The sequence below is a fragment of the Cumulibacter soli genome (assembly GCF_004382795.1).
In the GTDB taxonomy this organism is placed as follows: Bacteria; Actinomycetota; Actinomycetes; order Mycobacteriales; family Antricoccaceae; genus Cumulibacter; species Cumulibacter soli.
This window is the reverse complement of record NZ_SMSG01000003.1, coordinates 470,318-495,488: the sequence shown is the minus strand read 5'-3', so window position 1 is coordinate 495,488 and position 25,171 is coordinate 470,318. Positions and strand designations below refer to the sequence as shown.

Below are 25,171 nucleotides of genomic sequence, written 5' to 3'. Positions count from 1 at the left end.
GGCCCAGGGCGGCACCTGCCGACGACGACCAGGGGAGTCGGTCTTGGCTGGCTGTTTGGTCCTATCGTCGGCGTGGCCGGACCAGGTCGTGGTCGAAGGCGAAAACGACCGCTGCTGCCCGGTCGCGCACCTCGAGTTTGGTGAAAATGTGTGCAACGTGCGTCTTGATGGTGCCCTCTCCCACGAACAGCCGCTCAGCGATCTCGGAGTTACTGAGTCCCTCCCCGATCAGCGCGAGCACCTCACGCTCGCGAGGAGTGAGTTCCTCGATCTCGGTGCTGGGGGCCGGACCGGCCGACTCGTCTCGGCGGTAGCCTTCCAAGACCCGCGCGGTGACGGCGGGATCGAGCCAACTGTCCCCGCGCGCGACGGTGCGTACGGCGCGCTGCAGGTCGACTGCCGGCACTCCCTTTAGCAGAAACCCTGCCGCGCCGGCACGTAGCGCGCCCGCCAGCACTTCCTCGTCGTCGAACGTGGTCAGGATGAGCACGGGTGGGCCATCGTCCAACTCGCGTACGATTCGGGTCGCGCTCACGCCATCGACGCCCGGCATCCTCACGTCCATCAGTACGACGTCCGGCTGGTGTTTGGCGATCGACTCGGCGATCGTGCTGCCGTTATCTAGCTCGGCCACGATGTCGAAGCCGAAGCGCGGACGCAGGATGCCGCGTAGGCCGGTGCGAATCAACTCCTGGTCGTCAACTAAGAGCACCCGCACCTGCTCGGTCGGCCCATTGCCGGAGTCGGCGCCGCTTGACGGACCGCCACTCCACGTGTTCATACCGAACCCCTTCGCTTCGTCATCGTGGGAGCACGGCGGCGACCCGCCATCCGCCCTCATGCGGCCCGGCGCTGAAAGTCCCACCGAGTGCCTGCACCCGCTCGGACATGCCGCGGATTCCGCTGCCAGGGGAGTTCGGCCCCGGCGTCCCGTCGCTGTCTACACATACGTCCACATTGCCGTCTGCCACGTCGACTCGCACTGTCACCGCAGCGTTCGGCGCGTGCCTGGCTGCGTTCGTCAGCGATTCCTGAATGACACGGTACGCGGCCAGCCCGCGCGCTCCGCCAACGTCATCGACCCCGCCGGTCATAAATAGTTCAACCCGCATCCCGGCGAGTCGGAACGTCTTCACCAGCTCGGTGATCCGCCCGGCGTCCGGCAGCGGAGACGCGTCCTGCTTATCGCGCCATAGACCGACCGTTGCCCGGACCTCATCGAGACTCGAGCGTGTGAGCCGCTCAGCCTCGGCAAGCTCACGGTCCGCGGCGTCCCGACCCTCGTCGAGCGCGAGACGGGCAGAAGAAATGTGCAGCAGCGTCACAGTCAATCCGTGCCCGATCACGTCGTGGACCTCAGCGGCGAGGCGGACACGTTCTTCTTCCCGTGAGCGCTGCGCGAGTTCACCCTGCGCGTTTCGCAATGCCTCATTCGTCAGGTTGAGCGCGCGAGCCATGATGCACGCGACGACCGAGATGATCGTCCCGATGCTCCACGCGGCCCAGCCGGGCTCGCGAACTTGTCGCAGGAACATCCACGCGACGATCGCGACCATCAGGGCGGTCAGGGCCACAGCCGGACGCGGTGCGGCACTGAGCCCGATCCACATCGCCATCACGCAGAATGCCATCCAGGACAGCGTCGATGCCTGCCCGAACCCCTGAACTGTCAGGGCGGCGACCGGCACGATGAGCGCGCCAGCCAGTCGCCAATGCGTCAGTCCCGCAGCGGCGATGGCAGCAGCGGACATAATAGCTACTGCCGCGCAGCCCCACGCGATGATCGGTTGTTGTCGCGACATCAACGCCCCGATGATCGCGAACAGCGCGACTGCAGCCGGGCCGACCAGTCGCGCCGTGCGCGTCAATCTGTTCACACGTCGATCCTCACAGCGCGGTCCGCCGTCCCGCAAGCAGCACGCCGACGATGGCGAGCACAGCTGTGACCACCAGAGCTGTGTTGGCCGACCCGATCCCGAGCCACGGTTCGCGAACGGCCTGGGTCACGAGCCCCAGCGGCAGCCATTCGGAAATGGTCCCGAGCGCATCACCCATTACGGCCGGCGGCGGTCCGCCGACGCCGAGCAGGAAGGAGGGGAAGAACAGCAGCAAACCGACAGCTTGGGCAGACCGAGCGGTGGGTAGCACCGTGCCGAGCAGGACGCCGATGGCGATGAATGCGATCGCGCCCAGCGTGGCTGCCAGGATCACCCGGCCGAGGTCATCGACCTCCGGGATTCCGTAGACGGGCGCGGCCACCGCGAGCAGCAGGGCACCCGCGACGGCGACGGTAATCAGGCCGACCACCAGTTGCGCCAGCGCGAATGACCACCGGGGGAATCCGGCGGCCGCGAACCGCCGTAACACCCCACGCTCGCGATAAGACGCGATATGTACCGGGAGCATGATCAGCCCGGTCGCGCCGATCACGGTGGTGAAGTACGACGCGACGTACCAGTGCGACGGGTTCACTGGGAATACTTCGTTGGGCTGTGTTCCGAACACGCCGCCGATGATCAGCATCGCGATGATGGGGAACGCAACGACGAAAGTCGTTGTGACTGGATCGCGCAGCAGCAGCCGGAGTTCGGCGCCGAGCATCCGGAGCGTCGCCGGGCGGGTCTTGATCGAGTTCGCGTCGGTGGTCGACGATCCGGGTTCGTACGTCGCCGGGGCGTCGGCGAGGGGTGTGGCGGTAGTCATCACGCGGCTCCCTGCAAGTCGGTGTGGGCTGGCTGGTCGAGCAGTGTCAGTAAGGCGTCCTCCAGGCCGGGCCGATCTACGCGCAGGTCGTGCGGGATCTGTGCCCCGGTCGCGACGAGCCACGCACCCGCATGAGCGACGAGTTCTGCGTCACCGCGCAGGAAGATGCGGTCATCCTCGCGGCGCACACCGCTGAGACCTGGAAGACCGTTGAGGTCGTTCAGATCTCGAGCGAGCGCAGTGTCGCCATCGCGACGCCACGTGAACGACACGGTCGCGGCATCGGAGAACCGGGCTAGGAGGTCAGCCGGCGAGCCCTCGGCGAGGACGGTTCCATCACGCATCGCGACGACGCGTTCACACAGTTCCTCGGCCTCGCCAAGTTCGTGGGTGACGAGCAGGACAGTCGTGCCGCCCGTGCGAAGCCGCTTCACCGCTTCCCAGACATTGCGTCGGGCGGACGGGTCGAGGCCCTGCGTGAGTTCGTCGAGGATGACCAGGCGCGGGCGGTTGAGCAACGCAAGCACGAGGAACAACCGCTGCTGCTCGCCGCCGCTCATGCCGCCGAAGGCGTACTTGACGCGGTGCGCGAGGCCGAATTCCTCGAGTAACTGGTTTGCGTCGGCTGCGCCGGTGTCGGCGAACAGCCGCACCGCCTCACCGACACGCATTCGGTCTGGGAGAGCGGAACTCTGCAACTGGCTGCCGATGTGCGGGCGGATCCGGTCGGCGTCCTTAATCGGGTCCATCCCGAACACACTGATCCGACCAGAATCGGCACGGCGTAGTCCCTGAATGATCTCGACCGTCGTGGTCTTGCCGGCGCCGTTCGCCCCGATCAGACCGAGGACTTCGCCGCGACGTACCTGCAGATCGAGATGGTCGACGACTACGCGGCCGCCGTACGACTTGGTCAGGCCAGAGATATCAACGAGCACGTCGCTGTCCGCGACGCCGGATGCCGATCTGGAGTGCGAGGTTTGCTGAGCTGTCGTCTTCATGGCCTTAGTTCAGCCGGACAGGGCCTCATCCCACATCACTCCAGAGAGTGACATCGTCGTATACCCCGAGAGGGAGGCGCGCCGGCGCCGGTCCCCATCTAGAGCCAACATGTCGGCCTATAGCGGTGCCATTGGTACGCGCGACACACAACTGGGCATCACGAACTAACGATGCTCGGACATGATGCGGTTGCCGATGGTCATCACGCGACAGGCCGCGTCATAAGCCGATGGGCGGGTGACGTGTGACAGCGCCGCCCAAGATCCTTTTATCGGTTGCCAAGCGTGGCTAGGATCGATGAGTATGCGTAGGCAGACCGTCATAGGTACCGACCGGTTCTCGCTGACTACCTGGGTCCCCAGCGATATAGGCGATCTGCACGCATTGCATGCCGATCCGCAGGTGATGCGATACATCGGCGGCGCACCTGAATCAAGGGAACAATCTGAGCAACGATTAGGTCGCTACCTGGCGCAGCAAGCAACCCAGGGGTGGACGAAGTGGCGCGTCACGAATCCGCGCGGTGTAATGATTGGCCGGGCCGGCTTTGGACTGAATCGCGGGCATCGCGAGCTCGGATACACCTTGTGTCGGGAGGTGTGGGGTCGCGGAATCGGTACCGAGCTTGCGCGAGAACTCGTGGCCTGGCACCGCGAGAATCCCGACGCCGGACGGTATCGGGCGTTGGTGGCGTTCACCGAGATCGACCACAGCGCAAGCCGTCGGGTGCTGCAGAAAGCAGGTTTCGTATTCGTCGACGAACGCGATCACGAGGGGACCCTTGTAGCGTTCTACGAATGCGGATAGCCGCAGAACTCGAGGCGGTCCCGCGGCCGAAAGCTATCGTGCGCGCGTAGGGGTGGACAGAACGTGCCCGATATCGCCTGGATCAAGTTCCTCGAGGCTGTCGAGAATCAGACTTGCAATCGCAAAGCGAGGATCGCCGCGGTTGTCCTCGTCGGGCACGGCGATAACGGCCATCTGGGCGGATACTCCGGCTAGGACGCCGTTGAGTGAGTCTTCAAGCACTACGCATTCGTCGGGCGGTATCTGCAGCGTTGTGGCCGCGCGCAGGAAGGCACCCGGGTGAGGTTTTCCGAATTCGTCGTCCTCGGCTGAGAACACGACATCGAAAGACTGAGCCAGCCGTGTGCTTTCCAACGCTTGTCGGATCACCGACTCCGGGGAGGATGAGACGACAGCCATCGACTTCGACACGCGTGCGCACGCTGCGACTGCTTGTTCAGCGCCGGGCATCAACTTCACGTCCCGGAGCATGTCGCACACGCCATTGACAATCTTGTCTTCGATGTCGGCTGGGTCGGCTTGAATATTGGCTCGCTTGAACCAATAGGCCACCATGTCCCTTTGGCGCATGCCGCGCGTTTCTGTTTGCATCTCCTGGGTGAGGTGCAGACCGAATGCGCCGAAGACCTCAGACTTTGCTGCCTCCCATATTGGCTCGGAGTCGATCAAAAGCCCGTCGAGATCGAAAAGAACAGCGGGTTGCATACGTGGAGCTTTCGTCGAGGATCAGACAGGTGAAGACTATCCGGCCGCGCCGCGTGATTCGACACTGCTGGCCGCCAGGCGTCAATGAACTTAGCGGTCTAGATGGACTCCGGTCGAACGTTCGATTGCCCGGTGTTCATAGCTCGACGCCGCCAAGGCGCGGGGCCACTGCGTCAGAGACTGCGCGTATGAGGTGAAGGGGATCCTCTGTCCAGCGTGAGGCGAGCGCGAGATTACGCGCGGGATCAACCCATAGGAGGTGCCGCCCACCGTTTCCACGCGCGCTCCGCCCGGTCCGCGGTGCCCCTGGCCAGGGGACCTGATCATCATTGAGCCACCACAAGTATCCGTACCCGGGCTTGACCGGACACGGTGTCCAGGATCGCTTGATCCACTCAGCACTCACCACTCGGGTGCCGTTGTGGAGACCGCCTCTGAGGTACAGATCGCCGATGCGGGCGAGATCGCGTGCGTTGATGAATAAACCGCCGCCCCAATGTGCGCCGCCGGAAACCACCTCGACCGCGCGATCGTCGAGTTCGATGACACTGGAGGTGTACCCGTGCCACGACCAGGTCGACGATGCCCCGATCGGATCCATCACACGCTCGCGCAGGACATCCGATAGCGGCTGTCTGAATAACAGGGTGAGCACGTAACACAACAGGTTGATGCGCACATCGTTGTACGCCCAGCCATCACCTGGCGCAGTGCCGTGTACCTCCGTGCCCTCTCGAAAACTCTGCGCGTCAACGCTGGTCGGCTTGCCCCACAGTTCGCCGTCCCACTGACTTGTCTGCTGCAGAAGGTGTTGCCAGGTGATTTGCGTAGTAAGCGCCCCCTGAAGTTGGGGGACCTCGACGACGTCACTAACACGCTGGTCCGGGATGAGAAGCCCGTCATCGAAGGCGATCCCGGCCACGAGCGACACGACCGTCTTTGTGACGCTGAATGACATCTCCACCGCTTCAGGGTTGCCCCAGGTGGCTACCTCCTGACCCTCAACGATCACTACGCCGCTGCCGCCGGTCGCCGGACGAAGTGGACCCACGACGTCTCGGTGTGAGACGTCATCAACCTGCGTCGCCAGGAACGCCTCGATGTCGACTGCCTCCTTCGTCCAGCGTGCCGCGCAATCGCGCGCGAGCCGACCCAAAGCCAGACGATCTACTGCACCACTGGTCATCACCGCAGCATGCCACCCCGGGACGGTTCACGCAGCATCCTCCTGCACCGCGCGCAACCACTCACAAGCGACGTGTCGTCGTAACGGGAACCCTGCCTCGTGAAACTCGAAGCGTCAGTCGCTTGCCCATGCGATTGCCGTTTCTACTGCGAGTTGTGGGCTGGTGAGGACGATGGTCGACATGTCGTCGAGCAGGGGGAGTGCCTCGGTCATGCTTGCCTGCGCGAGTACGACTACATCGACGGTTAACGAGACCCGGCGAGCCTCCTTGGCAATCTGCGCGGCGTACGACGCCATATTCCCGGATCCGAACTCGCGCCACGCGTTGCGCGCGAAAATCTCGACTATCTCTATAGACGTGCCAGCTTCATGCGCCTCTTCGGTGAGTAGAACTCTCGTTGGCAGCAGCGTCGACTCCAACGCCGCGATCACTGCGATGCGCGTGCCGATGCTCACTGCCGCCTGCGCCATCGGACGGTCCACACGCACCACTGGGACTGTCGAACTAGTCCGTTCAGCGATCGGGCCAAGAGTCGAGCAGGTGCATACCACCACGTCGGCTCCGAGTTCGGCGAGTTGGGTCACTGCTGCCTGCACGTCAACTAAGAGGTCAGACCCCTGCCCGTAGTGCCGCGCTCGCGCCAGCAGATCCTCAGCGATGACATGCACGGTTCGAGTAGAGGCCGACGAAGTGTGGACCAGGGCGTCGAAAGTATCGACGTGCGCCTTGGCGGTGTGTACGAACCCGATTGTCACCACAAACTCCATTCTGACGCATAGGCAGGTGCACCTTGTCGTCCCGATAGCGCTCAAGACTGTGCGACCCTGTCGACGAAAGTCGCCTCCGGTGGACGATAGACTGTTTATGGGTCGTCGCTTTCGAGTACGTCGGCGCCCAACACCGAAAATATCGCCATCGGGGTGCGACGGCGATGTTTGCCGATCTCGACGAGCGTCACGCAGTAGTCGGATCGACCAACTCGCAGAATAGTCATTGTCCTTCCGAGATAGTCCACGCAGAATTACCCGACCACCCCGGTGTGGGTGTTCGACGGGTTAGAGCGTATGACTGCTTCCCGGCAGTGCGGGCAATGCCTGCCGCAGCGATTCCCTGTCCGACCGTCCGTGCACAATGACTCTCATGATCAATGAAACGGATCGGGTTCACCTGCGTCGCAGTGTTGATCTGGCGCGAACCGCGCTCGAGAACGGGGACAATCCATTTGGTGTGGTGCTGGTCGACGCCGACAGCAAGGTGAGGTTTGAAGACCACAACCACGCGTCGACGGGGGACCGCAGCCAGCACGCCGAGCTCGCAGCGGCGCGGTGGGCTCGCGAACGTGGAACCGAAGCAGCGCGCGGCGGCGACGGTCTACGCCTCAAGTGAACACTGTCCGATGTGCGCGGCCGCGCACGCGTGGGTAGGGCTGGGGCGGATCGTGGTTGCGAGCTCGGCCGGACAGTTGCAGGGGTGGCTGGCTGAGCTTGGTGCCGCAGCATGGCCCGTGCGACCGCTGCCGATCACCGAGGTTGCCCCTGGGGTGCTGGTCGACGGCCCGGTGGACGACTTGGCGGAGGAGGTCCGCGACCTACAACGTCGGTACTTTGGCGGGTGACCTGCATTCGAATCGCCTGGCGACCCTGCGCACGCGGGACCGGCGAGTTCAGATTCCGTGGACCCGCCAGTTTAGCCCGGTTACGAGCCCGCGCCGCTCGGTTCAATTTGCGTCAGACTCCATTGACCGAGTGTGACGGACAATCGCATTACCCGAGACTTCGCTACCGAGTCGCGGCGAGTCGCAGAGTCATCTTGTGCACACCTGGTCGTTCGTTGCTATCGGTTTTGCAGAAGCCCGCCTGCTCGTAGACGTGGATGGCGGTGTCGTTGCCGACGATGACGTTGAGTGAGAGCAGCGATGCGCCGAGTTGACGGGTCAGCGAGATTGCGTGATTCACGAGGGTGTGCGCGTATCCCTGCCCTCGACGTTTCGGGTCGATGATGACGCGCCCCAGGCTTGCAGTGCTGTCGGCGAGCGTCACGTCGAAGTGACCAACTACCTCGGACGTTGTGACGTCGACAAGAACCCACGCTGAGAGCCCCGCAACCTGGTTCATCTCGTGTAGCTGCGCAACGTCGACAGGCCATCGCAAACGCGGCCCGGTGAAGAGATAGAGGTCAGTCGCGTTATCGATCCAAGAGACGACGCTTTCGCAGTCACGCCGAGTGCGTCGTCGAATGCTAGGAGGAGTCGAAACGGCCATCTCTAGAGCGTAGCCACGCTGTGTCAGGTAGGGCGGCGATCCGGACCGGGCGAGGATCGCCCATCTGAATGAAGCAGGCGATGCCCATGGGCCGTGCACGCACGTTCAGCCTGACTATGTATTGCCTGCCGACCTCGAGCTCACCTTGATGAGGAGGTCCACGCCCTACGACATCCGTAGGGTCAACGTCCTGGCGAGGTTGACCACTCGGCCAGGCCGATCGCCAGCTCAGTTCGTCATCGCCGCACCGACATCGAACTCCGTGCCGAACGGATCCGTGATGTTCGCGACCCGCCCGTAGATCATGTCGTAGGGCTCGCCCGCGGTCCCACCGGCGGCTACCGCTCGCCGCGCTGCCGCATCGACGTCGTCCACCTGGAACATCGTTCCCCAACGGGAGGTCGTGGCGTGTGGATCACCGACGATGCCGCCGATCTCGTGGCCGTCCTGTCGGCGCAGGAACGTGAAGTCGACCTCGGGCAGGTCCGGGTTGGCATCCAATGTGTAGCCGAAGACCGCGACGTAGAAATCGCGAGCGGGCCCGGATTCCGCAGTGACCAGGTCGTTGCGAAGCAGGGCGCTCGGCTCGTTGACGATCTGGCAGCCGATGTGGGTGCCAGCCTGCCACAGTCCACATTGCGCACCGGTGGTGTCTTTGATGATCGCCGTCCGGCCCTGGTCCAGCACGTCCATCGGGCCGGTGATGATCGAGCCGCCCGCGTCCCGCGCCCGAGCGGCCGCGGCGTCACAGTCATCCGTCGCGAAGTAAACATTCCACCAGAACACTGTGGCGTCGGGATTGGGGTTCGGCCTGATGGCCGCTACCGGTCTGCCCCGTAGCAAGCACTGGGTGTAGTGACCGTACTCCGCCGGCCACACATCGAACTCCCAGCCGAACAACGCGCCGTAGAAGGTCATCGCGCGGTCGAGATCCGGGATGCCCAGGTCGATCCAGGTCGGTGTTCCAGTCGGCTGTGTGGTGGTCAATTCGCTCATCGTTCGCTCCTAGTCGTGTCCGTACCTTGTCGCGCATGACGCCCGGAACCCAAAGCACCGGCGGTGCCAGCGGCGGAAGTCACAGTCCTAATACTCCTAATGTAGGAGAATATCCGCCTATTGTGCAAGTAGAATCTCCCCCATGAGTAAGAAGCGGCTGTTCGACGACCCCTGCGGCATCGCGCGAGCGCTCAACGCGGTCGGCGAACGGTGGGCGTTACTCGTTGTGCGGGAGCTGGTGTTCGGCCCGAAGCGCTACTCAGACCTGCACCGTGGGCTACCACAGATGAGCCAGAACGTCCTCGCGCAGCGCTTGCGCGAGCTTGAAGCCGATGGCGTGGTGCAGCGAAGGCGTCTGGGCCCGCCCGCACGTGCTGCCGTGTACGAGCTCACCGATCGTGGGCAGGAACTGGAGCCGGTGCTCCTCGCGCTGGCCCGCTGGGGCAGCCGCGCACCACTGCCTGAGGACGGCGCGGCAGAACTCAGCGTGGACGCGCTGCTGTTCGCCTTACGCGCGACCTTCGATCCGGCACTGGCGGGGGAGCTGTCGCTGCGCTGTCAACTGGACGTTGCTGGCGACCGGTTTCAGGCCACCGTTGCGGGCGGGCGCCTCGAGTTGGCCCGCGGTGAGCAGTCCGACCCCGACGCGTGGCTGACCGTGCCGGAGGTGGCGACGTTTCGCAATCTGGTGTTCGCCGGGGAAGTGTTGCGCGATGCGGTCGAGCGGGCGGACGCCGAGGTGGCGGGTGATACCGCGCGGCTGGCTGCGCTACTGCGCTGCTTTCCCGCAGCCGTGCGGTATCCGGCGCCACAGGACCGCGGGTCGACGGAGCCCGTGTCGCCGAGGCTCGCTTGATCTGACCCGATCACCGAACCCGCGGATCTCGCCGTCAGCGCATGAAGTCGTCGAACGTTGCCTGTGGCGACGTTTCCGCAACTCGGGCCCATCTCAAGGCGATGGTGGGAGCGCGGCGGTGCGGGGTCGGCGCAATCATTTCATCCGCGCATTGCGCAGATTAACTGACATAATGTCGATTATCGGCGCATTGGATACTCCGCGAACTGCGGCGCGCGCGAGCCTGTCCGGCGCCCACCTGTATCGACGTATCCCGATCTGCGCCGACGTCGCGGCGTGAGATCCACATAGTGTCGACTCGACCGTCCACGCGTCGCGTCCGCGCCGATGTGTGCATCAAGCGGCCCGTTGTGGACCTCGAAATCCACGCCGGGTACGCCGACCGACTCGGCGACGAGAATGCCGCCGTGGCAAGTCGGTCGGAATCGCGGGAAAATGGTTCGATGCTGCGACGGGCCGTCACCGAGCTCGTCTGCCCCGCATCCGGTTACTCTCGGTAGAAACGTCACAGTGACGTTTCTACCGAGAGTAACCGCACCTCGAATGGGAGCACGAACTTGAATCTGTCCGGACCTGCGATGAGTTCGTGTCGGTGTGGCGCATGAGCGCTGCACATTCGCCAACTGGGCCTCAACGTCATAGCTACAAGCCGGCGAGCCCAGATGTCGGCACACCCGGACCGTCGGCATCTGAAGCTCGCGGATCACACAGATCAGTCGCGCCGAACGATGCACAACGCCAGTCGAGCCACGGACCGCCCGGCGTACGCGGGTTGGTCGTACTGGCGGTGATCTCGTGCATCGCGCTGCTACTACATGTGTACCCCGCGTGGCGACTGCTCACCTCGGCAGACATTATGTCAACTGGCGGTGCGGTTCTCACTGGTGTGGTCGCCGCGGCTGTGATGGTTCTGCTTCTGGTTTGCGGCCAACTGCTGAAGCGGGATCTCGCCAGCGCTATTGGCGTGACCTGGCTCGGCGTCATATTCCAACTGTTCGTGTGGACCCTCATCGGCGAGGTCCTTCGGTTCGCGCTGTGGGCAACCGACGTCGATGAGGGTGGACGGATCGCCAGCGCAGCCGTGCTCGTGTGGACGCTGCTCGTGCTGACGTACGGCTCCTGGCGAGCCCTGGCCCGAACACCGATTCGTGAAACCGACATACATATCCCCCGCCTTCATCGCGATCTCGACGGCTTACGGATCGTGCAGGTGACCGATACGCACCTGTCGCGGATTCTCGGCACGCGATGGATGGCCGCGCGGGTCCGCCAAATCAACGGGATCGACGCCGATATCTATTGCCACACAGGCGATCTAGCCGACGGGGATCCCAAGTTACGTTTGCCGGCCGCCAAACAACTCGCCGACGTCAGGGCCGAGCACAAGTATTTCATCACCGGGAATCACGAGTACTTCAGCGATGCGGTCTATTGGGGCGAGCAGATGACCGAGTTCGGATGGCGATTCCTGCATAACACGCACGAGGTCTACCAACGCGGAGAGGGCCGGTTGATCATCGCGGGGATCGACGACCCAACCGGTAGGTCGTCCGGTATCGACGGCCATGGCCCGCGGCTTGCGGACGCGCTATCCGGCGTCGACCCGGACCTACCAGTGCTGCTCCTTGCGCACCAACCCAAACAGTCCGCCGATGCGGCAGCACACCAGGTCGACCTGCAACTTGCCGGGCATACTCATGGCGGCCAGATGTGGCCGTTCCACCACATCGTGCGCGCCGATCAGAAGTATGTGCACGGCCTCCACGCCGTTAACGAACGCACCCAGATCTACGTCAGTCGTGGCACAGGCTTCTGGGGTCCACCGTTCCGCATCGGCGCGCCACCGGAGACGGCCGTCCTCACGCTTCGTGCCGCTGCGGCGCCAGCGAACTGAGGGCGAAGATCAGGGACTGATCCAGAGTCGATCCAGATCTCCGGTAGCTGCGACGACCTCGCGCGCCACGCTAACCAGCTCGGCGCTATTCGCGTTGTCATCCACGGCAGCTTGTAATACCTCCACCGCGCTACGCAGCACATATAGCCGATCTTGCAGGCTCTCCAACTCGGCGCGGCGTACGACGACCGAGTCTTCTTCTAACTGCAACACACCGGTGCCGCTCATCAAGCGTCGGCGCTCATACGCGCGTTGGCGGCATGCATGCGAGCAGTACTTCTTGCGACGCCCTGTGGGCTGCGCATCGATGATCTTGCGACTGCACCAGGTGCAGCGGACGGTTTCGGGCACGGCGCTCAGCGTAACCGCACGAGCCGTATCGCGGCGAGGATCCCAGTACGGTGAGCCGCTCACCTCACACGCCGCACAGATCCGCTAGCGTGGTTGGCGTATCGCATCTCGACTCGGAGGTCAGATGAGCGACTATCTCGGCGCACCAAGCCCTGTTGCGTTTGCGCATCGAGGTGGCGCCTGGGACGGTATCGAGAACTCGTTCGAGGCCGTTCAGCGCTGCGTCGATATCGGGTACCGCTACATCGAAACGGACGTACATCTCAGCAAGGACGGCAAAGTCGTCGCTGTCCACGATCCGTCCCTAGACCGTACGACGGACCGTACCGGACGGATCCGTGATCTCAACTGGTCCGAAATTTCCAAAGCCCGTATCGGCGGCACCGCGCGGATACCGCTACTGGAGGAACTGCTCGAGGAATTCCCCGACCTGTACTTCAACATTGACGCCAAGGTCAGCGACGTCGTCGTTCCACTGGTCCAGCTCGTCCAGGCTGGCGGTCGATCTATCGCCGACCGCGTGTGCCTCGCGTCGTTCTCCGACGCGCGCCTACGCCGGATGCGCACCCTCACTCGCGGTCAGGTAGCTACGTCCATGGGCCAAGGCGAGGTCGCGCGGTTGCGGGCAGCGTCCTTCGTGCGCAGTTCGTTGAGCGTGCTGCGGTTTGGCGGTCAAGCCGCGCAGGTGCCGATGTCGTACGCCGGACGGCGGGTCGTGGACCGTCGATTCGTCGAATCCGCGCACCAGCTCGGCAAGAAAGTCCACGTATGGACCGTCGATGACCCCGACGATATGCGCGCACTACTCGACCTCGGTGTCGATGGAATCATCACCGACAAACCCGACGTCCTCAAGGCAATTCTGCAGGACCGGGGTCAGTGGCATTCATGAACTCTTCCGACGCACCCGACTGGTTCACCCGCCAACGCCGCAGCGCTGCCGAACCCACCTGGTGGTTCTGGCGCGCCGCCACACGACATGGACGCCCGGCACTGTCGATCTTCGGCAACCTGCAGATCACAGGTGGCATTGCGCCGGACCTCCTGCGGGGGCCGCTGTTGCTCGCGCCCAACCACATCGGCAACTTCGATACCTTCGTGATCGCTGTGGCAATGTCGCGTGTCGGGCTCAACCCGCGGTTCTTGGTCACCGGCGGCATCATGACGGCGCCGGTCGTCGGCAAACTCCTCGAACGTTCTGGCAGCCTGCGGGTCGAACGCGGCAAAACCGACGCAGCCCGATCTATGCAACTCGTGGACATCGCGCTACGCCACGGCGCGCACCTGTGTATCTACCAGGAGGGGCGCGTGTCGCTTGATCCAGGGCTGTGGCCAGAACGGGGCAAGACCGGGCTGGCACGAATCGCCCTGGAACACAACGTTCCGGTCATCCCTATCGCGCAATGGGGTGCGCACGAGGTAACCAAGTACGAGGAGCCTCGGGCCATGCTCGGCTCCACGCTGTCGTCGGTGTGGCGTCGTCCGAAGCTCAGAGTGCACTTCGGCGAGCCCGTTGACCTATCCGATCTGTCAATTGATCGGCGCGGTGACGCCATCCGCGCGCGTAATCGAATCTCGGCAGCCCAAACCAGGTTGCTCGCACCGCTGCGCGCTTCCGAGCTCGACGCACCGCACTTCGTCGATGAGACTCGCCCCGTGCGCTACCCCACCACCGCCGCGTACCCAGGCGGTGTCGTTCCGGACGACTTGCCATAACTCGATTCGATACCGCCCCGGTAAAGTTGGTCGACGATGACTGCGCCGCGATCTGCTCTGTCCCACGTCCCGAGTCCCGACACGCGACGACTCACCCCGACGTCGGCAGAACTCAAGTTTTTCTACGGCCCGATGGACTGCGGCAAGTCGACGCTGGCGCTGCAGATCAACCACAATTTCAGTCGTCAAGGGCGACACGGGCTTCTGCTGACCCAGCAAGACCGTTCCGGATCCGGGGTGATCACCAGCCGCGTCGGACTGAGTGACGACGCCGTCGAAGTGGACCCGTCCCGCGATCTACAGCGACTGATCAGTGACCGCTGGCGCGCCGGTGAACCCGTCGATTACATCATCGTCGATGAAGCACAATTCCTATCCACGGCACAGGTCGATCAGCTAGCCGAACTCGTCGACGCGGCCGATATCGATGTGTACGCATTCGGGCTCGCTACCGACTTCCGAAGCCAGATGTTCCCCGGCGCCAAACGTCTCTTCGAACTCGCGGACGCCGTGACCCCTATGCAAGTCGAAATCTTGTGCTGGTGCGGTCGCTCCGGACGCTACAACGGCCGGGTGCTCGACGGCACGCTCGTCAAAGAAGGCAGTCAGGTCATGGTCGCCGATACGGTCTCCGCGACGGCGCGTTCCGTTCGCTACCAAGTGTTGTGTAGGCGACATTGGCGAGACGGCAACCTCGGTGCCGATCCGCACACCCAGGCAGTGCTCCCGCTGACGTAACGGGCTCGTCTATCACCGGCGTGACGCGTCCAAGCAATGCGGGCGAATGCCGTGCGCGCCGCCAAACCGAGACTGGACCCCATGACCATCGTCACGGGGTCCAGTCTTTAGCCAGGTTCTAGCGGGACGATTGCTTCTCGCCGCGTCGTTCGCTGAGCACGTCGAGGCGTTCAGCGAGAACTTCCTCAAGGTCTTCGATCGTACGACGCTCCAGGAGCATGTCCCAGTGCGTGCGCGGCGGCTTGACCTTCTTCGGCTCCGGGTCCGCTCCGCCGATCAACTTCGACTCGGCGCCGCAATAGCGGCATTCCCACACCAGCGGGGTTTCTGCATCATCGGCGAACGGTACGGACGTGACGTGCGACTGGGCGCATTCGTAGCGGGCCATGACTCGGGCGACCGGCTCGAAGTTTCGATCAGTTTCGTAGCTGATGCTCCCCAGGCGGCTTCCTCGTAGAGTGCGCTCTGCCATAGTGGGTCCTCCCCCAGTAATCCAACCGTATCTTCATAGCCAACGTGCTATCGGGGCACATTGTTCCCGTCGCAGACGATCTGGACCCCAGGTGTGACGCAGCACTCTGGGCTCAGGTGCCCAAACGATTAGCCCACCGGCGTCGGGCTTACGACCTCGTTCGATTCGCCCGGACGGCGCTGCGCGGCCGCGCGCCGCCGGGGCTGAACGATACCCCACCCGAACGCTGCGAGGGCAGCGATCGTGATCACTAACTCCGGCCACCACCGCAACGCCGCAGCCACCGTAGTGCCCTCTCGCAACGGCACCGACGCGACGAGGATCGCCGGCTCGAACAGCCCGGTGTCCTGCCAGATCTCGCCGTCCGGGGCGATGATCGCGCTCACGCCACTCGTCGACGCCGACAGCACTGTCCGTCCGTACTCGACCGCCCGAATTCGGCTCATCGCCAACTGCTGGTAGGGCTCGTTGGTGTGTCCGAAGGTCGCGTTATTTGTCTGCACGGTGATGATCTGAGCACCACCCTCCACCACGTCGGCGACCAAACCGTCGTACGCCACCTCGAAGCAGATCACGTCGCCCACGGTGATCGGCTCGGCGCCCGGAACGTTGATAACTCCGACTTCTTTTCCGGCGTAGAACTCGACTTGAAGCATGTCGACGAGGTCGGTGAAGATTTCCAGGAACCCGCGGATCGGCATGTACTCGGCGAACGGTACGGGGTGTCGCTTCGTATAGGTCGCGTCCGGCCCATCTTGTGGCAGCCACAAGATCGCCATGTTGCTCACATATTCACCAGGCCCGCTCACGACGGCGCCGACCAGGATCGGCGCGTTGATCGCATCGGCAGCCTGCTGAATCAATGTCGCCGCGTCCTCATTGCGATACGGGTCGATGTCGCTGGAATTCTCCGGCCACAGCACGAACGACGGCTGCGGCTGCTGCCCCGCCTGTACGGCCTCAGCTAGCGCCAACGTCTGGTTGACGTGATTGTCGAGTACGGCGCGTCGCTGCTCGTTGAAGTCCAGCCCCTCCCGGGGCACGTTGCCTTGGATCACCGCCACGGTGGCGTGTGGCGTGTCCTCGTCCGCGCCGTCCGGAATGGTGAGCCATCCGCCGAGCCCCACGATCGGGATCAGGGCCGCGCAGCCAAGGCGTACGACGCTCGCCCGCCACGGCCGTACGGCGTCTCGAGGGCGGTCACGATACGCGAACCATGCGGCCGCCAAGCTGAAACCGCACAGTGCAACCACGAACGACAACAGCGGCGTTCCGCCGTACGCGACGAAGGGGGTGAACGGGCCGGCGTCCTGGCTGAAGGCCAGCTTCCCCCAGGGAAACCCGCCGAACGGCCACCGTGCTTGCAGCGCTTCGATTGCGACCCAGCACGCCGCGGCCCAGATCGGCCACCATCGCAACCGGCGAACGACCACCAGCGCCGGACCGAGTAGCAGGAAATAAGAGGCTTGCCACACGGCCAACGCGAACCATGGCAACGGACCGAGAAACTCTCCGGCGAACTTCACGTGGAAGATGTAGAACGCCAGATGCCCGACGAAGGTGACCAACGCGGCGGACGCCCATGGGCGATGCTCCACGGCGAGTGCGTACAGCGCAGGCGTAAATATCGCCAGTAACCGCGTCAGGTCGTTCGGCGGGAATGCCGAGGCCAGTAGCGAACCAGCTCCCGCTGCAACGAGCAGCGATACCCACAGTCTGCGCACCGCTTATCCGCCGATCACGCGCAGTTCGCGCGGGGCCACTCCGAGGTTGTCCACGCCGTTTTCGGTCGCCACGACGATGTCCTCGATCCGGGCCCCATACCGTCCGTCGAGATAGATCCCGGGCTCGACGCTAAAGGCCATACCCGCTTCGAGCTGCAGCGTATTGCCCTCCACGATGTACGGCGGCTCGTGCGACTCCAGGCCGATGCCATGTCCCGTCCGGTGGATGAACTGCTCGCCGTAGCCGGCTTCGGTGATCACCTCGCGTGCGGCACGATCGATCGACTCGGCGCTCACCCCAGCGCGTACCGATGAGGTAGCCGCCTGCTGCGCGTGTCGTAGTACGTCGTACATCGCGGCGAATTCGCTCGGGGGTTCACCACCGACCACGTAGGTGCGGGTGGAATCCGAGCAATACCCATCGGGCATCGTGCCGCCGATGTCAACCACTACCGGGTCCCCCGCCTCGATCACGCGATCGCTCGCATCGTGGTGTGGGCTCGCGCCGTTCGGTCCCGACCCCACGATCACAAAGTCGACCGTGGCGTGACCAGCATCGATAATTGCCCGGGAAATATCGGCAGCGACCGAGACCTCACTGCGTCCCACCCGCAGCCACTGTTCGAGCTGGGCATGCACCGAATCGATCGCGGCCGCGGCCGCGCGTAGTGACTCAACCTCCTCGGCGGACTTCGACATCCGCAACTGGGCCATCAGGTTCGCCGCGCTGTTGGCCGAGACCGACCCCGCTTCGTTCAGGCCGAACAAATGCTGTGCCCACATCCGATCGCTGACACTCACCTTGCTGCCACCGAGAAGGCTGGTAATCACGGCGTACGGATCCTGGGCTTCATCCCAGGCAACGATGTCAATGCCGATGTTGGTAACGCCGCTACCGTCTGCGCCCGGGCGCTCCAGCGTGGGCGTGACGAGCACCGGGTCGCCATCTGCGCGCACTACTAAAGCGGTAATCCGCTCGGTCAGGTGAACGTCATGGCCACACAGGTAACGCAGGTCCGCGCCCGGCGACGCGATCAGCGCGCTGCGTCCGCTGGCACGCAACAGTTGAGCGGCGCGGGACAATCGTCGGGAAAACTCTGCCGTGGACGTCATACATCCAGAATCCCACAAGCGTGACTGTGACAGGCTGTTAGATATGACGACGATGCTGCTGGATTCGGCCAGCCTGTATTACCGGGCGTTCTACGGCGTGCCTGCGACGATGACCGCGCCCGATGGAACAGCCAACAATGCGGTCCGCGGTTTCTTGGACATGATCGCTCGCCTGATCGACACGCACTCGCCCAACGGATTCGTCGCCTGCCTGGACAATGACTGGCGGCCGGCATTTCGTACCGATGCGATCCCCAGTTATAAACAGCACCGCCTCGCCGACGAAACGGCGAACGCCGAGGACACGCCGGAGGATTTAGCCCCTCAAGTTCCGGCGATTCTGCAGGTTATTGAGGCCCTGGGCATTTGCTCGGTCGGTGTCGACGGCACCGAAGCGGACGACGTGATCGGCACCATCGCCGCGACGGGCGGCCCCTACGATGTCGTGACCGGCGATCGCGACCTATTCCAGGTGATCGACGATGCCCGCGGCGTTCGCGTGCTGTACACCGCCCGCGGTCTCGGCAATCTCGAAGTGATGGACGATGCGGCGCTGCTGACGAAGTACGGCGTACTGCCGAGTCAGTACATCGACTTCGCGATCCTGCGCGGGGACCCCTCAGATGGTCTTCCCGGCGTACGCGGAATCGGCGAAAAAACCGCGGCCGCGCTGCTGAATCACTACGCGAACCTCGACGAGCTGCGGTCCGCGGCCGCCGCCGGTGAGCCAGGCCCGATCAAGCCCGCGCAACGCTCGAATCTGAATGCCGCCGCCGACTACCTCGATGTAGCACGGACGGTCGTGGCTGTACGCCGCGATTTGCAGATCGATATCGATCCGGCGTTGCCGAAGCAGGTCGCCGATCCCGAATTGCTGGATGATCTCGTCGCACGTTGGGGCATCGCATCGAGCGTCGAACGGGTGAACGCGGCGCTAGCCCGAGCCGCGAGCGAACCAGCGTCATAAGAAAGTCCCGGGCAACCACGTGTGGTTGCCCGGGACTTCGCGCGATATGCGGCTGACCGCTACTCGGTCTTCTCCCACGTGTACTCGCCATCGTCACCGTTGATGGTGATCGTGATGGTGGCGTTCTCGCCGTCCGCCTGAGCGGTGCAAGAATACGACTTGCCGTCCTCGACCACGAGATCGTCGCTGCACGACAGGCCGGTCAGTTCCTGGTCATACTCGTTCTGAAACTGGGCGGCGACGTCGGTCGCGACCTGGTCCTTATCAAGCACGGTGGTCGCTAACGGTCCGAGCGCCAGCCAGGTGCCGACACCACCGAGCACGATGACGACGGCGGCGACGATGCCAGCGATCAGGCCGGTATTCGACTTCTTCGGCGGTGTGTTGTCCCACGGCTGAGCGGCACCGGGCTGGCCGTATCCGGGCTGCTGACCGTACCCCTGGTCGTAACCGGGCTGCTGACCGTAGCCCGGCTGCTGGCCATACCCCTGGTCATAACCCGGCTGCTGACCGTAGCCCTGGTCATAGCCCGGCTGCTGGCCATACCCCTGGTCATAACCCGGCTGCTGACCGTAGCCCTGGTCATAGCCCGGCTGCTGGCCATACCCCTGGTCATAACCCGGCTGCTGACCGTAGCCCTGGTCATAGCCCGGCTGCTGGCCATACCCCTGGTCATAACCCGGCTGCTGACCGTAGCCCTGGTCATAGCCCGGCTGCTGGCCATACCCCTGGTCATAACCCGGCTGCTGACCGTACTGCTGCTGGTCGTAACCGGGCTGCTGACCGTAAACCGAAGTCTGCTGCTCCGGGGCGTTGAAACCGCCCGTTGTCGGCGCAGCCGATGTGCCGCCAGTCTGCGGGTACTGCTGCTGGCCATATCCCTGGTCGTAACCCGGCTGCTGACCGTACTGCTGCTGGTCGTAACCAGGGTTCTGCGGCTGCTGGCCGTACTGGTCGCCGTACGACTGGGGTTGCGCGTTCGGGTCGCCCTGCTGCCCCCACTGCTGCTGACCGTACGGGTCCTGTGAGGGCGTTCCGCCGGTCTGCGGGTTCTGGGACGGGTTATTGCCTGGGTTTCCGTCGCCGTTCGGCGGATAGGTCATCGTCTACCCCTGTTCGTTTCGGTTGACTGTCGCGGCCACGAGGGCACGCCGCATCCAGGCAAGCCTACCTGGACACATACGCGTCGCGTGGATACCGCTATCGAAAAGTAAGTTGGTGGTGCGGCATAGCCCCCTAGAACCGCACCACCGACGGGTACGACGGACGGTATCGGGGATTGGTTTCGGTGCCACACCAGCAACTTCCTTACGGCTTATCGAGTTGCTGGTCGTCGTCCGGCCCCTCAGCCTCGTCCGCCAGCTCGGCCTCGTCGTCGGTCGCGGCGGCCGCCTCGGCATCGCTGGGAATCGGGCTGATCGGATCAGCGAGCACACCGCGCCGCATCGCGGCCGCAGCCTGGGCGGCAACCGACGGGACCGAGCCAGCCAGCGACGACCGGATGCGCGCCAGCTGCTCCAAGAGGTCGATGACTTGCCTGCACCACCGTACGAAGTCTCCCGGCGAAATCTCGAACCCGGCACGCGCCAGGTTCGACAGGACGACGGCCAGCGCATCACCACTTGCCCAGCGGTACGCGGCGAGTGCGAAGCCGGGGTCGGGACGCCGAATCAGTGGCGCGTCCGTCCGGGATGCCAACTCATCGAGCAACGACCACTCACTGTGCAGTGCCGCGAGTGCGGCACGGACGCGTTTGGAGCCGACGGGGGTGCGAGACGTGTCGAAGGCGTCGTTGCCGCGCGGTTCATAGAGCGTCGCCGACACGACGGCGGCCAGGTCGGGTCCGGTGAGGTCGTGCCACGCGCCGGTGCGCAGCGCTTGTGCGATCAGTAGGTCGGATTCGCTCCACAGCCTCGACAACAATCGGCCGGGTTCGGTGACCGCATCGTCATCACCCAGATAGCCCAGGTCGGCCAACACCAGACAGATCCGATCGAACGTGCGGCCCAACGATGCCGTCCGCCGATTAAGTTTGGTTGCGAGCTTGTCGCTGGCCCGCCACGCTGCCCGCGCGGTTTCAAGGTCGCGCACGTGCGGCTCTCGATCGGGACACTGGTGCACCGGGTGCAGCCGCAGGGCCTCACGCAACTCCGCGATCTCGACCGCCTCAGCGGCGCGCATTCGCTCGGGTTTCGGCTGCGGAAGGTCACGGGCCACTTGCGAAAGGTTCGTCGCGAGGTCACGGCGCGCGGGTGCTGAACGGTAATTGAATGCCTTGTTGACTTTCATATGGCCGAACGGGACGACTGCGGCGTGAAACGCCGATGCGTCGATCCGCCCTGCCCACCGCGTCTCGGTCAACGCGAGCACGTACGGACTCGACCCGCCGTACGCCTCGAATACGACCGCGACCCCGCGGTGCCGTCCGCTAGGCACCGTAATGAGGTCGCCGCGGCGCAACTTACCGATTGACGAGGAGACCTGCGCACGTTTCGCCTCATTGCGTTGCTTCGTGCTTCCGCGCTCGAGATCGGTGATCTGTAGACGCAGGTTTGCGTACTCGACGACATCACCGAGCTCGCAGGTGACGTCCGCCTGCTTGATACGGGCTTCGCGGGCCGCCGTATCGCGGCGCTGCGCTAGACCTGCTGCTGCGTGATCGGCCTGATACTGCGCGAACGAACGCTCCAGCAACTTCTTCGCATCGCTGCGGCCCAGTTGCCCGACAAGATTGACAGCCATGTTGTACGACGGCTTGAACGAGCTCTTCAGCGGGAACGTCCGCGTCGTCGCTAGGTTCGCCACCTCGAGCGGCGTCACGTCAGGACTCCACAGCGTCACCGCATGACCTTCGACGTCAATCCCTCGGCGTCCGGCCCGTCCGGTGAGTTGGGTGTACTCCCCCGGGGTGAGGCGCACGTGATTCTCGCCGTTGTACTTCACCAGTCGCTCAAGCACGACGCTGCGCGCGGGCATATTGATACCCAACGCGAGGGTCTCGGTCGCGAAGACGACTCGGCACAGTCCGCGCACGAACAGTTCCTCGACTGTCTCCTTGAACGCCGGGATCAGGCCGGCGTGGTGAGCGGCGTACCCGAGTTCGAGTGCGTCGAGCCATTCCCAGTACCCGAGTACATCGAGGTCAGCGGCACTGAGGTCGGCCGTCCGTCGCATCGCCGTCCGGCGGACCTCAGCGCGCTCGAGGTCATCGAGTAGCGGCACGCCGCCGCGACGGCACTGATCGAGCGCAGCTTCACAACCCACTCGGCTGAAGATGAAGTAGATCGCCGGCAACAAGCCTTGACGGTCGAGTCGCTGTACGACATCGGTCCGGCGTGGCGGCTTCCAGCTACCACCGCGTCGCTTCCCGCGCGGTCCCGACCAGGATCCGACGCGTTGCGCCTGTTCCCGGCTCGCTCGGTCCAAATGCGGATTGACCAGTCGCTTTCGCCCGCTTTGCGCGAGCAGGTCGTACATCCGATTCCCGAGCATCATGTGTTGCCATAACGGCACCGGGCGTTCCTCGTCGACGACGATATCGGTGTTGCCGCGCACCTCATGCAGCCAAGAACCGAACTCCTCGGCGTTACTGACCGTTGCCGACAACGCGGCCACTTGGACCTGTTCAGGGAGGTGAATGATGATCTCTTCCCAGGCCGCTCCCCGAAAGCGATCAGCGAGATAATGCACCTCGTCCATCACGACGAACCCGAGCGAATCGATCGTGTCGTTGCCGACGTACAGCATGTTGCGCAGCACCTCGGTGGTCATCACGAGGATCGGCGCCTGCGGGTTGATGGAGTTATCGCCGGTCAGTAACCCGACTGTGTCATTACCGTATCGACGACGCAGGTCGGCGAACTTCTGGTTCGAAAGCGCCTTGATCGGGGCCGTGTACGCACATCCGAGCCCCCGTGCGAGGGCGAGGTGTACGGCGAACTCCCCGACCGCGGTCTTGCCAGCCCCAGTTGGCGCGCACACCAGCACTCCGTGGCCATCTTCGAGCGACTGGCAGGCCATCACCTGGAACTCGTCCAACTCGAAGTTCAGCAGCCCGGAGAACTCGCCGAGTTGGGGATATCGATTGCGATGCGCCGAACGCGCGAATGCAGCGGCGGGGCTTTCCATAGGCACGAGCCTACTCAGGGCCCGCACTGCCCGCCGGTACGCGGCTAGTCGACGGCCTTCGGTGGTTCGACCGGGCTCGGATCCTCCACCGGCGAAGGCGCTTCGGCAGACCCTGGCGTCATGTTCAGCGGAGAGGGCTCGTCGTCATCGAGATCGCTGAACGACTCCTCCCGCCGCGCACGACGTTTGTCGTTGATTCGGGCGAACTGAATTGCGCCCTCGAACAACAAGGACATAGGGATCGCCATCATCAGCATCGAGAACGGGTCCTGCGTGGGCGTGATCAGTGCAGCGAAAACGAACGTCAGGAAGTACAGCCACCGGCGTGACTTCTTCAGGCTCTCGTACTTCAGGATGCCGACCAGGTTCAGCATCACCACCAGCAACGGCACTTCAAAACTGACGCCGAACGCGAAGATCACCATCGCGACGAAACTGATGTAGTCCGGCGCGGTCAACGCCGAAGTAACGCCATCGCCCGCGAGCGTGAGCAGGATCTTCAGTCCGGCGTTGAGCGTGAGCCAGGCGCACAGGGTACCGAGCATGAACAGCACCGACGATGAGGCCACAAACGCGCTCGACCAGCGCCGCTCATTGGTGTGCAAGCCTGGGGTAATGAACGCCCAAAGCTGGTACAGCCAAAACGGCGCCGACAGGATAATGCCGCCGATCAAGGCGACCTTCAGGCGCAACAGCAGACCGCCAGCGGGATCGAGGAAGATCAACTCGCATCGGTCGCTCGGGAATCTCATCTCGCCGGGCAACGCACAGTACGGCGTCTTCAGGAACTCAAGCAGACCGTTGTCGTACCAGATAAATGTGACGATCGCGCCGAGCGCGACGAAGATGAGGGCTTTGAATAGCCGGGAGCGAAGTTCGCGCAGGTGCTCGACAAGCGGCATCGAGCCGTCTGCGGACTTCCGGCTCTTTGCGGACTTGGAGCGGCGCGTCGGAAGACGTAGCGCCACAGTGTCCGCTCGCTATGCGGTGGTGCTGGGAGGCGTGTGCGGCTGCTTGGTCGATTCAGCCGGTGGGGTGACGACAGGAGTCTGCGGCTGCGGAGTCTCCAGCGGAGCGCGCACGGTCTGCGCTTCAGCCTTCGTGGCGACGTCCTCGTCCTTCATCCCCTTCATCTCACCTTTGAAGATACGCAGCGATCGGCCCACGGCTCGGGTCGCATCGGGGAGCTTCTTGTAGCCGAACAGAGCAAAGATGACGATCGCGATGATCACGATCTCCATGGGACCGAGGTTCATGAAAAATCCTTACGTCGCGGGCAACACAGCCAGTGTAGCCCCGGGGTGCTCGTTATGCCGAGTCTGTGTGCGATGGCGCGACAAGTTCGGTCTGTGGTGCGCGATGTGTGCCACGCTTCATTCCGGCCGACGCTGACTGCAGTGCGGTGACGATCTCGTTGGCCTGTTGGACCTGGGGTTGCATGCTGCCCAATGCTGCAGTTAACCGACGCTGTTTCGCCCGCAACTCGACCAGCAGTACCAGCAGCACACCGAGCGCTACGACGATGATCGCCACGCAGATCCACAGAACCAT

The 25,171-nt window shown here is 63.9% G+C and carries 28 protein-coding genes; 9 read left to right on the top strand and 19 right to left on the bottom strand.

The window, feature by feature from the left end; all coding sequences use genetic code 11:
* Positions 1-61: 61 nt before the first annotated feature.
* From E1H16_RS09080 to E1H16_RS09065, 4 genes are read right to left on the bottom strand one after another with little or no spacing between them, the layout of a single operon-like run.
* Positions 62-781 carry a response regulator transcription factor gene (locus E1H16_RS09080; RefSeq protein WP_134323359.1) on the bottom strand — a complete coding sequence of 240 codons (720 nt, stop codon included), beginning with the start codon at positions 779-781 and terminating at the stop codon, positions 62-64.
* 19 nt (positions 782-800) lie between these two features.
* Positions 801-1,877 (bottom strand): sensor histidine kinase, encoded by a 1,077-nt coding sequence (locus E1H16_RS09075; RefSeq protein WP_134323358.1) that lies wholly within the window; start codon positions 1,875-1,877, stop codon positions 801-803.
* Between the two features lie 10 nt (positions 1,878-1,887).
* Complete coding sequence (locus E1H16_RS09070; RefSeq protein ID WP_134323357.1) at positions 1,888-2,703, bottom strand: ABC transporter permease; 816 nt, start codon at positions 2,701-2,703, stop codon at positions 1,888-1,890.
* Positions 2,703-3,704 (bottom strand): ABC transporter ATP-binding protein, encoded by a 1,002-nt coding sequence (locus E1H16_RS09065; RefSeq protein WP_134323356.1) that lies wholly within the window; start codon positions 3,702-3,704, stop codon positions 2,703-2,705. Before E1H16_RS09065 ends, E1H16_RS09070 begins: the two co-directional genes overlap by 1 nt.
* Before the next feature lie 304 nt (positions 3,705-4,008).
* Between E1H16_RS09065 and E1H16_RS09060 the strand changes: the two genes are divergently transcribed.
* On the top strand, positions 4,009-4,512 hold the full coding sequence (locus E1H16_RS09060) for a GNAT family N-acetyltransferase (RefSeq protein ID WP_166741682.1): 504 nt from the start codon (positions 4,009-4,011) through the stop codon (positions 4,510-4,512).
* A 33-nt stretch (positions 4,513-4,545) separates the two neighbouring features.
* Here the strand turns inward: E1H16_RS09060 and E1H16_RS09055 are convergent, their stop codons facing one another.
* The 4 genes from E1H16_RS09055 to E1H16_RS18915 form a co-directional block, all read right to left on the bottom strand.
* Positions 4,546-5,217: an HAD family hydrolase gene (locus tag E1H16_RS09055; RefSeq protein ID WP_134323354.1), complete on the bottom strand. Its 672-nt coding sequence runs from the start codon at positions 5,215-5,217 to the stop codon at positions 4,546-4,548.
* 136 nt (positions 5,218-5,353) lie between these two features.
* A complete protein-coding gene (locus tag E1H16_RS09050; protein WP_134323353.1) occupies positions 5,354-6,403 on the bottom strand; it encodes a serine hydrolase domain-containing protein in 1,050 nt (349 codons plus the stop codon).
* A gap of 114 nt (positions 6,404-6,517) precedes the next feature.
* The gene (locus E1H16_RS09045) at positions 6,518-7,159 is read right to left on the bottom strand and encodes an aspartate/glutamate racemase family protein (protein ID WP_134323352.1); all 642 of its coding nucleotides are present in this window, start codon (positions 7,157-7,159) and stop codon (positions 6,518-6,520) included.
* A gap of 107 nt (positions 7,160-7,266) precedes the next feature.
* Positions 7,267-7,398 carry a hypothetical protein gene (locus tag E1H16_RS18915; protein ID WP_279586366.1) on the bottom strand — a complete coding sequence of 44 codons (132 nt, stop codon included), beginning with the start codon at positions 7,396-7,398 and terminating at the stop codon, positions 7,267-7,269.
* Positions 7,399-7,544: 146 nt separating this feature from the next.
* On the opposite strand from E1H16_RS18915, the gene E1H16_RS18770 reads away from it, so the two are divergent.
* Both E1H16_RS18770 and E1H16_RS18765 read left to right on the top strand, forming a co-directional pair.
* A complete protein-coding gene (locus tag E1H16_RS18770) occupies positions 7,545-7,790 on the top strand; it encodes a cytidine/deoxycytidylate deaminase family protein (protein WP_243837804.1) in 246 nt (81 codons plus the stop codon).
* Positions 7,744-8,019 carry a tRNA-specific adenosine deaminase gene (locus E1H16_RS18765; RefSeq protein WP_243837803.1) on the top strand — a complete coding sequence of 92 codons (276 nt, stop codon included), beginning with the start codon at positions 7,744-7,746 and terminating at the stop codon, positions 8,017-8,019. Before E1H16_RS18770 ends, E1H16_RS18765 begins: the two co-directional genes overlap by 47 nt.
* Positions 8,020-8,182: 163 nt before the next feature.
* Here E1H16_RS18765 and E1H16_RS09035 read toward each other — a convergent pair whose 3' ends face one another.
* Together E1H16_RS09035 and E1H16_RS09030 are read right to left on the bottom strand one after the other, a co-directional pair.
* Positions 8,183-8,518, bottom strand: coding sequence for a GNAT family N-acetyltransferase (locus E1H16_RS09035; RefSeq protein WP_166741681.1), 336 nt, complete (start codon positions 8,516-8,518; stop codon positions 8,183-8,185).
* Between the two features lie 375 nt (positions 8,519-8,893).
* Positions 8,894-9,661: a VOC family protein gene (locus tag E1H16_RS09030; RefSeq protein WP_134323350.1), complete on the bottom strand. Its 768-nt coding sequence runs from the start codon at positions 9,659-9,661 to the stop codon at positions 8,894-8,896.
* A 142-nt stretch (positions 9,662-9,803) separates the two neighbouring features.
* Here E1H16_RS09030 and E1H16_RS09025 point away from each other — a divergent pair, with 142 nt between their 5' ends.
* On the top strand, positions 9,804-10,517 hold the full coding sequence (locus E1H16_RS09025; protein ID WP_208378946.1) for a winged helix-turn-helix transcriptional regulator: 714 nt from the start codon (positions 9,804-9,806) through the stop codon (positions 10,515-10,517).
* Positions 10,518-11,118: 601 nt separating this feature from the next.
* A complete protein-coding gene (locus E1H16_RS09020) occupies positions 11,119-12,411 on the top strand; it encodes a metallophosphoesterase (RefSeq protein ID WP_134323349.1) in 1,293 nt (430 codons plus the stop codon).
* Positions 12,412-12,420: 9 nt separating this feature from the next.
* On the opposite strand, the gene E1H16_RS09015 is transcribed toward E1H16_RS09020, so the two are convergent.
* Positions 12,421-12,762 carry a hypothetical protein gene (locus E1H16_RS09015; RefSeq protein ID WP_208378945.1) on the bottom strand — a complete coding sequence of 114 codons (342 nt, stop codon included), beginning with the start codon at positions 12,760-12,762 and terminating at the stop codon, positions 12,421-12,423.
* Positions 12,763-12,886: 124 nt separating this feature from the next.
* On the opposite strand from E1H16_RS09015, the gene E1H16_RS09010 reads away from it, so the two are divergent.
* Genes E1H16_RS09010 through E1H16_RS09000 form a run of 3 tightly spaced genes read left to right on the top strand, consistent with a single transcriptional unit; the run spans position 12,887 to position 15,216 of the window.
* A complete protein-coding gene (locus tag E1H16_RS09010; RefSeq protein ID WP_134323348.1) occupies positions 12,887-13,654 on the top strand; it encodes a glycerophosphodiester phosphodiesterase family protein in 768 nt (255 codons plus the stop codon).
* A complete protein-coding gene (locus E1H16_RS09005; protein ID WP_134323347.1) occupies positions 13,651-14,478 on the top strand; it encodes a lysophospholipid acyltransferase family protein in 828 nt (275 codons plus the stop codon). Before E1H16_RS09010 ends, E1H16_RS09005 begins: the two co-directional genes overlap by 4 nt.
* 36 nt (positions 14,479-14,514) lie before the next feature.
* The gene (locus tag E1H16_RS09000; protein ID WP_134323346.1) at positions 14,515-15,216 is read left to right on the top strand and encodes a thymidine kinase; all 702 of its coding nucleotides are present in this window, start codon (positions 14,515-14,517) and stop codon (positions 15,214-15,216) included.
* Positions 15,217-15,334: 118 nt separating this feature from the next.
* On the opposite strand, the gene E1H16_RS08995 is transcribed toward E1H16_RS09000, so the two are convergent.
* From E1H16_RS08995 to E1H16_RS08985, 3 genes are all read right to left on the bottom strand, one after another.
* Positions 15,335-15,688 carry an RNA polymerase-binding protein RbpA gene (locus E1H16_RS08995; protein ID WP_134323345.1) on the bottom strand — a complete coding sequence of 118 codons (354 nt, stop codon included), beginning with the start codon at positions 15,686-15,688 and terminating at the stop codon, positions 15,335-15,337.
* Between the two features lie 128 nt (positions 15,689-15,816).
* Positions 15,817-17,412 (bottom strand): apolipoprotein N-acyltransferase, encoded by a 1,596-nt coding sequence (gene lnt, locus E1H16_RS08990; protein WP_134323344.1) that lies wholly within the window; start codon positions 17,410-17,412, stop codon positions 15,817-15,819.
* Between the two features lie 3 nt (positions 17,413-17,415).
* Positions 17,416-18,525 carry a M24 family metallopeptidase gene (locus E1H16_RS08985; protein ID WP_134323343.1) on the bottom strand — a complete coding sequence of 370 codons (1,110 nt, stop codon included), beginning with the start codon at positions 18,523-18,525 and terminating at the stop codon, positions 17,416-17,418.
* Between the two features lie 43 nt (positions 18,526-18,568).
* Between E1H16_RS08985 and E1H16_RS08980 the strand changes: the two genes are divergently transcribed.
* Entirely contained in the window at positions 18,569-19,492 is a 924-nt protein-coding gene (locus E1H16_RS08980) for a 5'-3' exonuclease (RefSeq protein ID WP_243837802.1), read from the top strand.
* 59 nt (positions 19,493-19,551) lie between these two features.
* On the opposite strand, the gene E1H16_RS08975 is transcribed toward E1H16_RS08980, so the two are convergent.
* From E1H16_RS08975 to E1H16_RS08955, 5 genes are all read right to left on the bottom strand, one after another.
* The gene (locus E1H16_RS08975; RefSeq protein ID WP_208378944.1) at positions 19,552-20,595 is read right to left on the bottom strand and encodes a DUF4333 domain-containing protein; all 1,044 of its coding nucleotides are present in this window, start codon (positions 20,593-20,595) and stop codon (positions 19,552-19,554) included.
* A 205-nt stretch (positions 20,596-20,800) separates the two neighbouring features.
* Complete coding sequence (locus E1H16_RS08970) at positions 20,801-23,620, bottom strand: DEAD/DEAH box helicase (protein ID WP_134323342.1); 2,820 nt, start codon at positions 23,618-23,620, stop codon at positions 20,801-20,803.
* 44 nt (positions 23,621-23,664) lie between these two features.
* Complete coding sequence (gene tatC, locus E1H16_RS08965) at positions 23,665-24,522, bottom strand: twin-arginine translocase subunit TatC (RefSeq protein ID WP_134323341.1); 858 nt, start codon at positions 24,520-24,522, stop codon at positions 23,665-23,667.
* Positions 24,523-24,600: 78 nt separating this feature from the next.
* Complete coding sequence (tatA, locus tag E1H16_RS08960) at positions 24,601-24,876, bottom strand: Sec-independent protein translocase subunit TatA (protein ID WP_134323340.1); 276 nt, start codon at positions 24,874-24,876, stop codon at positions 24,601-24,603.
* A gap of 52 nt (positions 24,877-24,928) precedes the next feature.
* The gene (locus tag E1H16_RS08955) at positions 24,929-25,171 is read right to left on the bottom strand and encodes a hypothetical protein (protein ID WP_134323339.1); all 243 of its coding nucleotides are present in this window, start codon (positions 25,169-25,171) and stop codon (positions 24,929-24,931) included.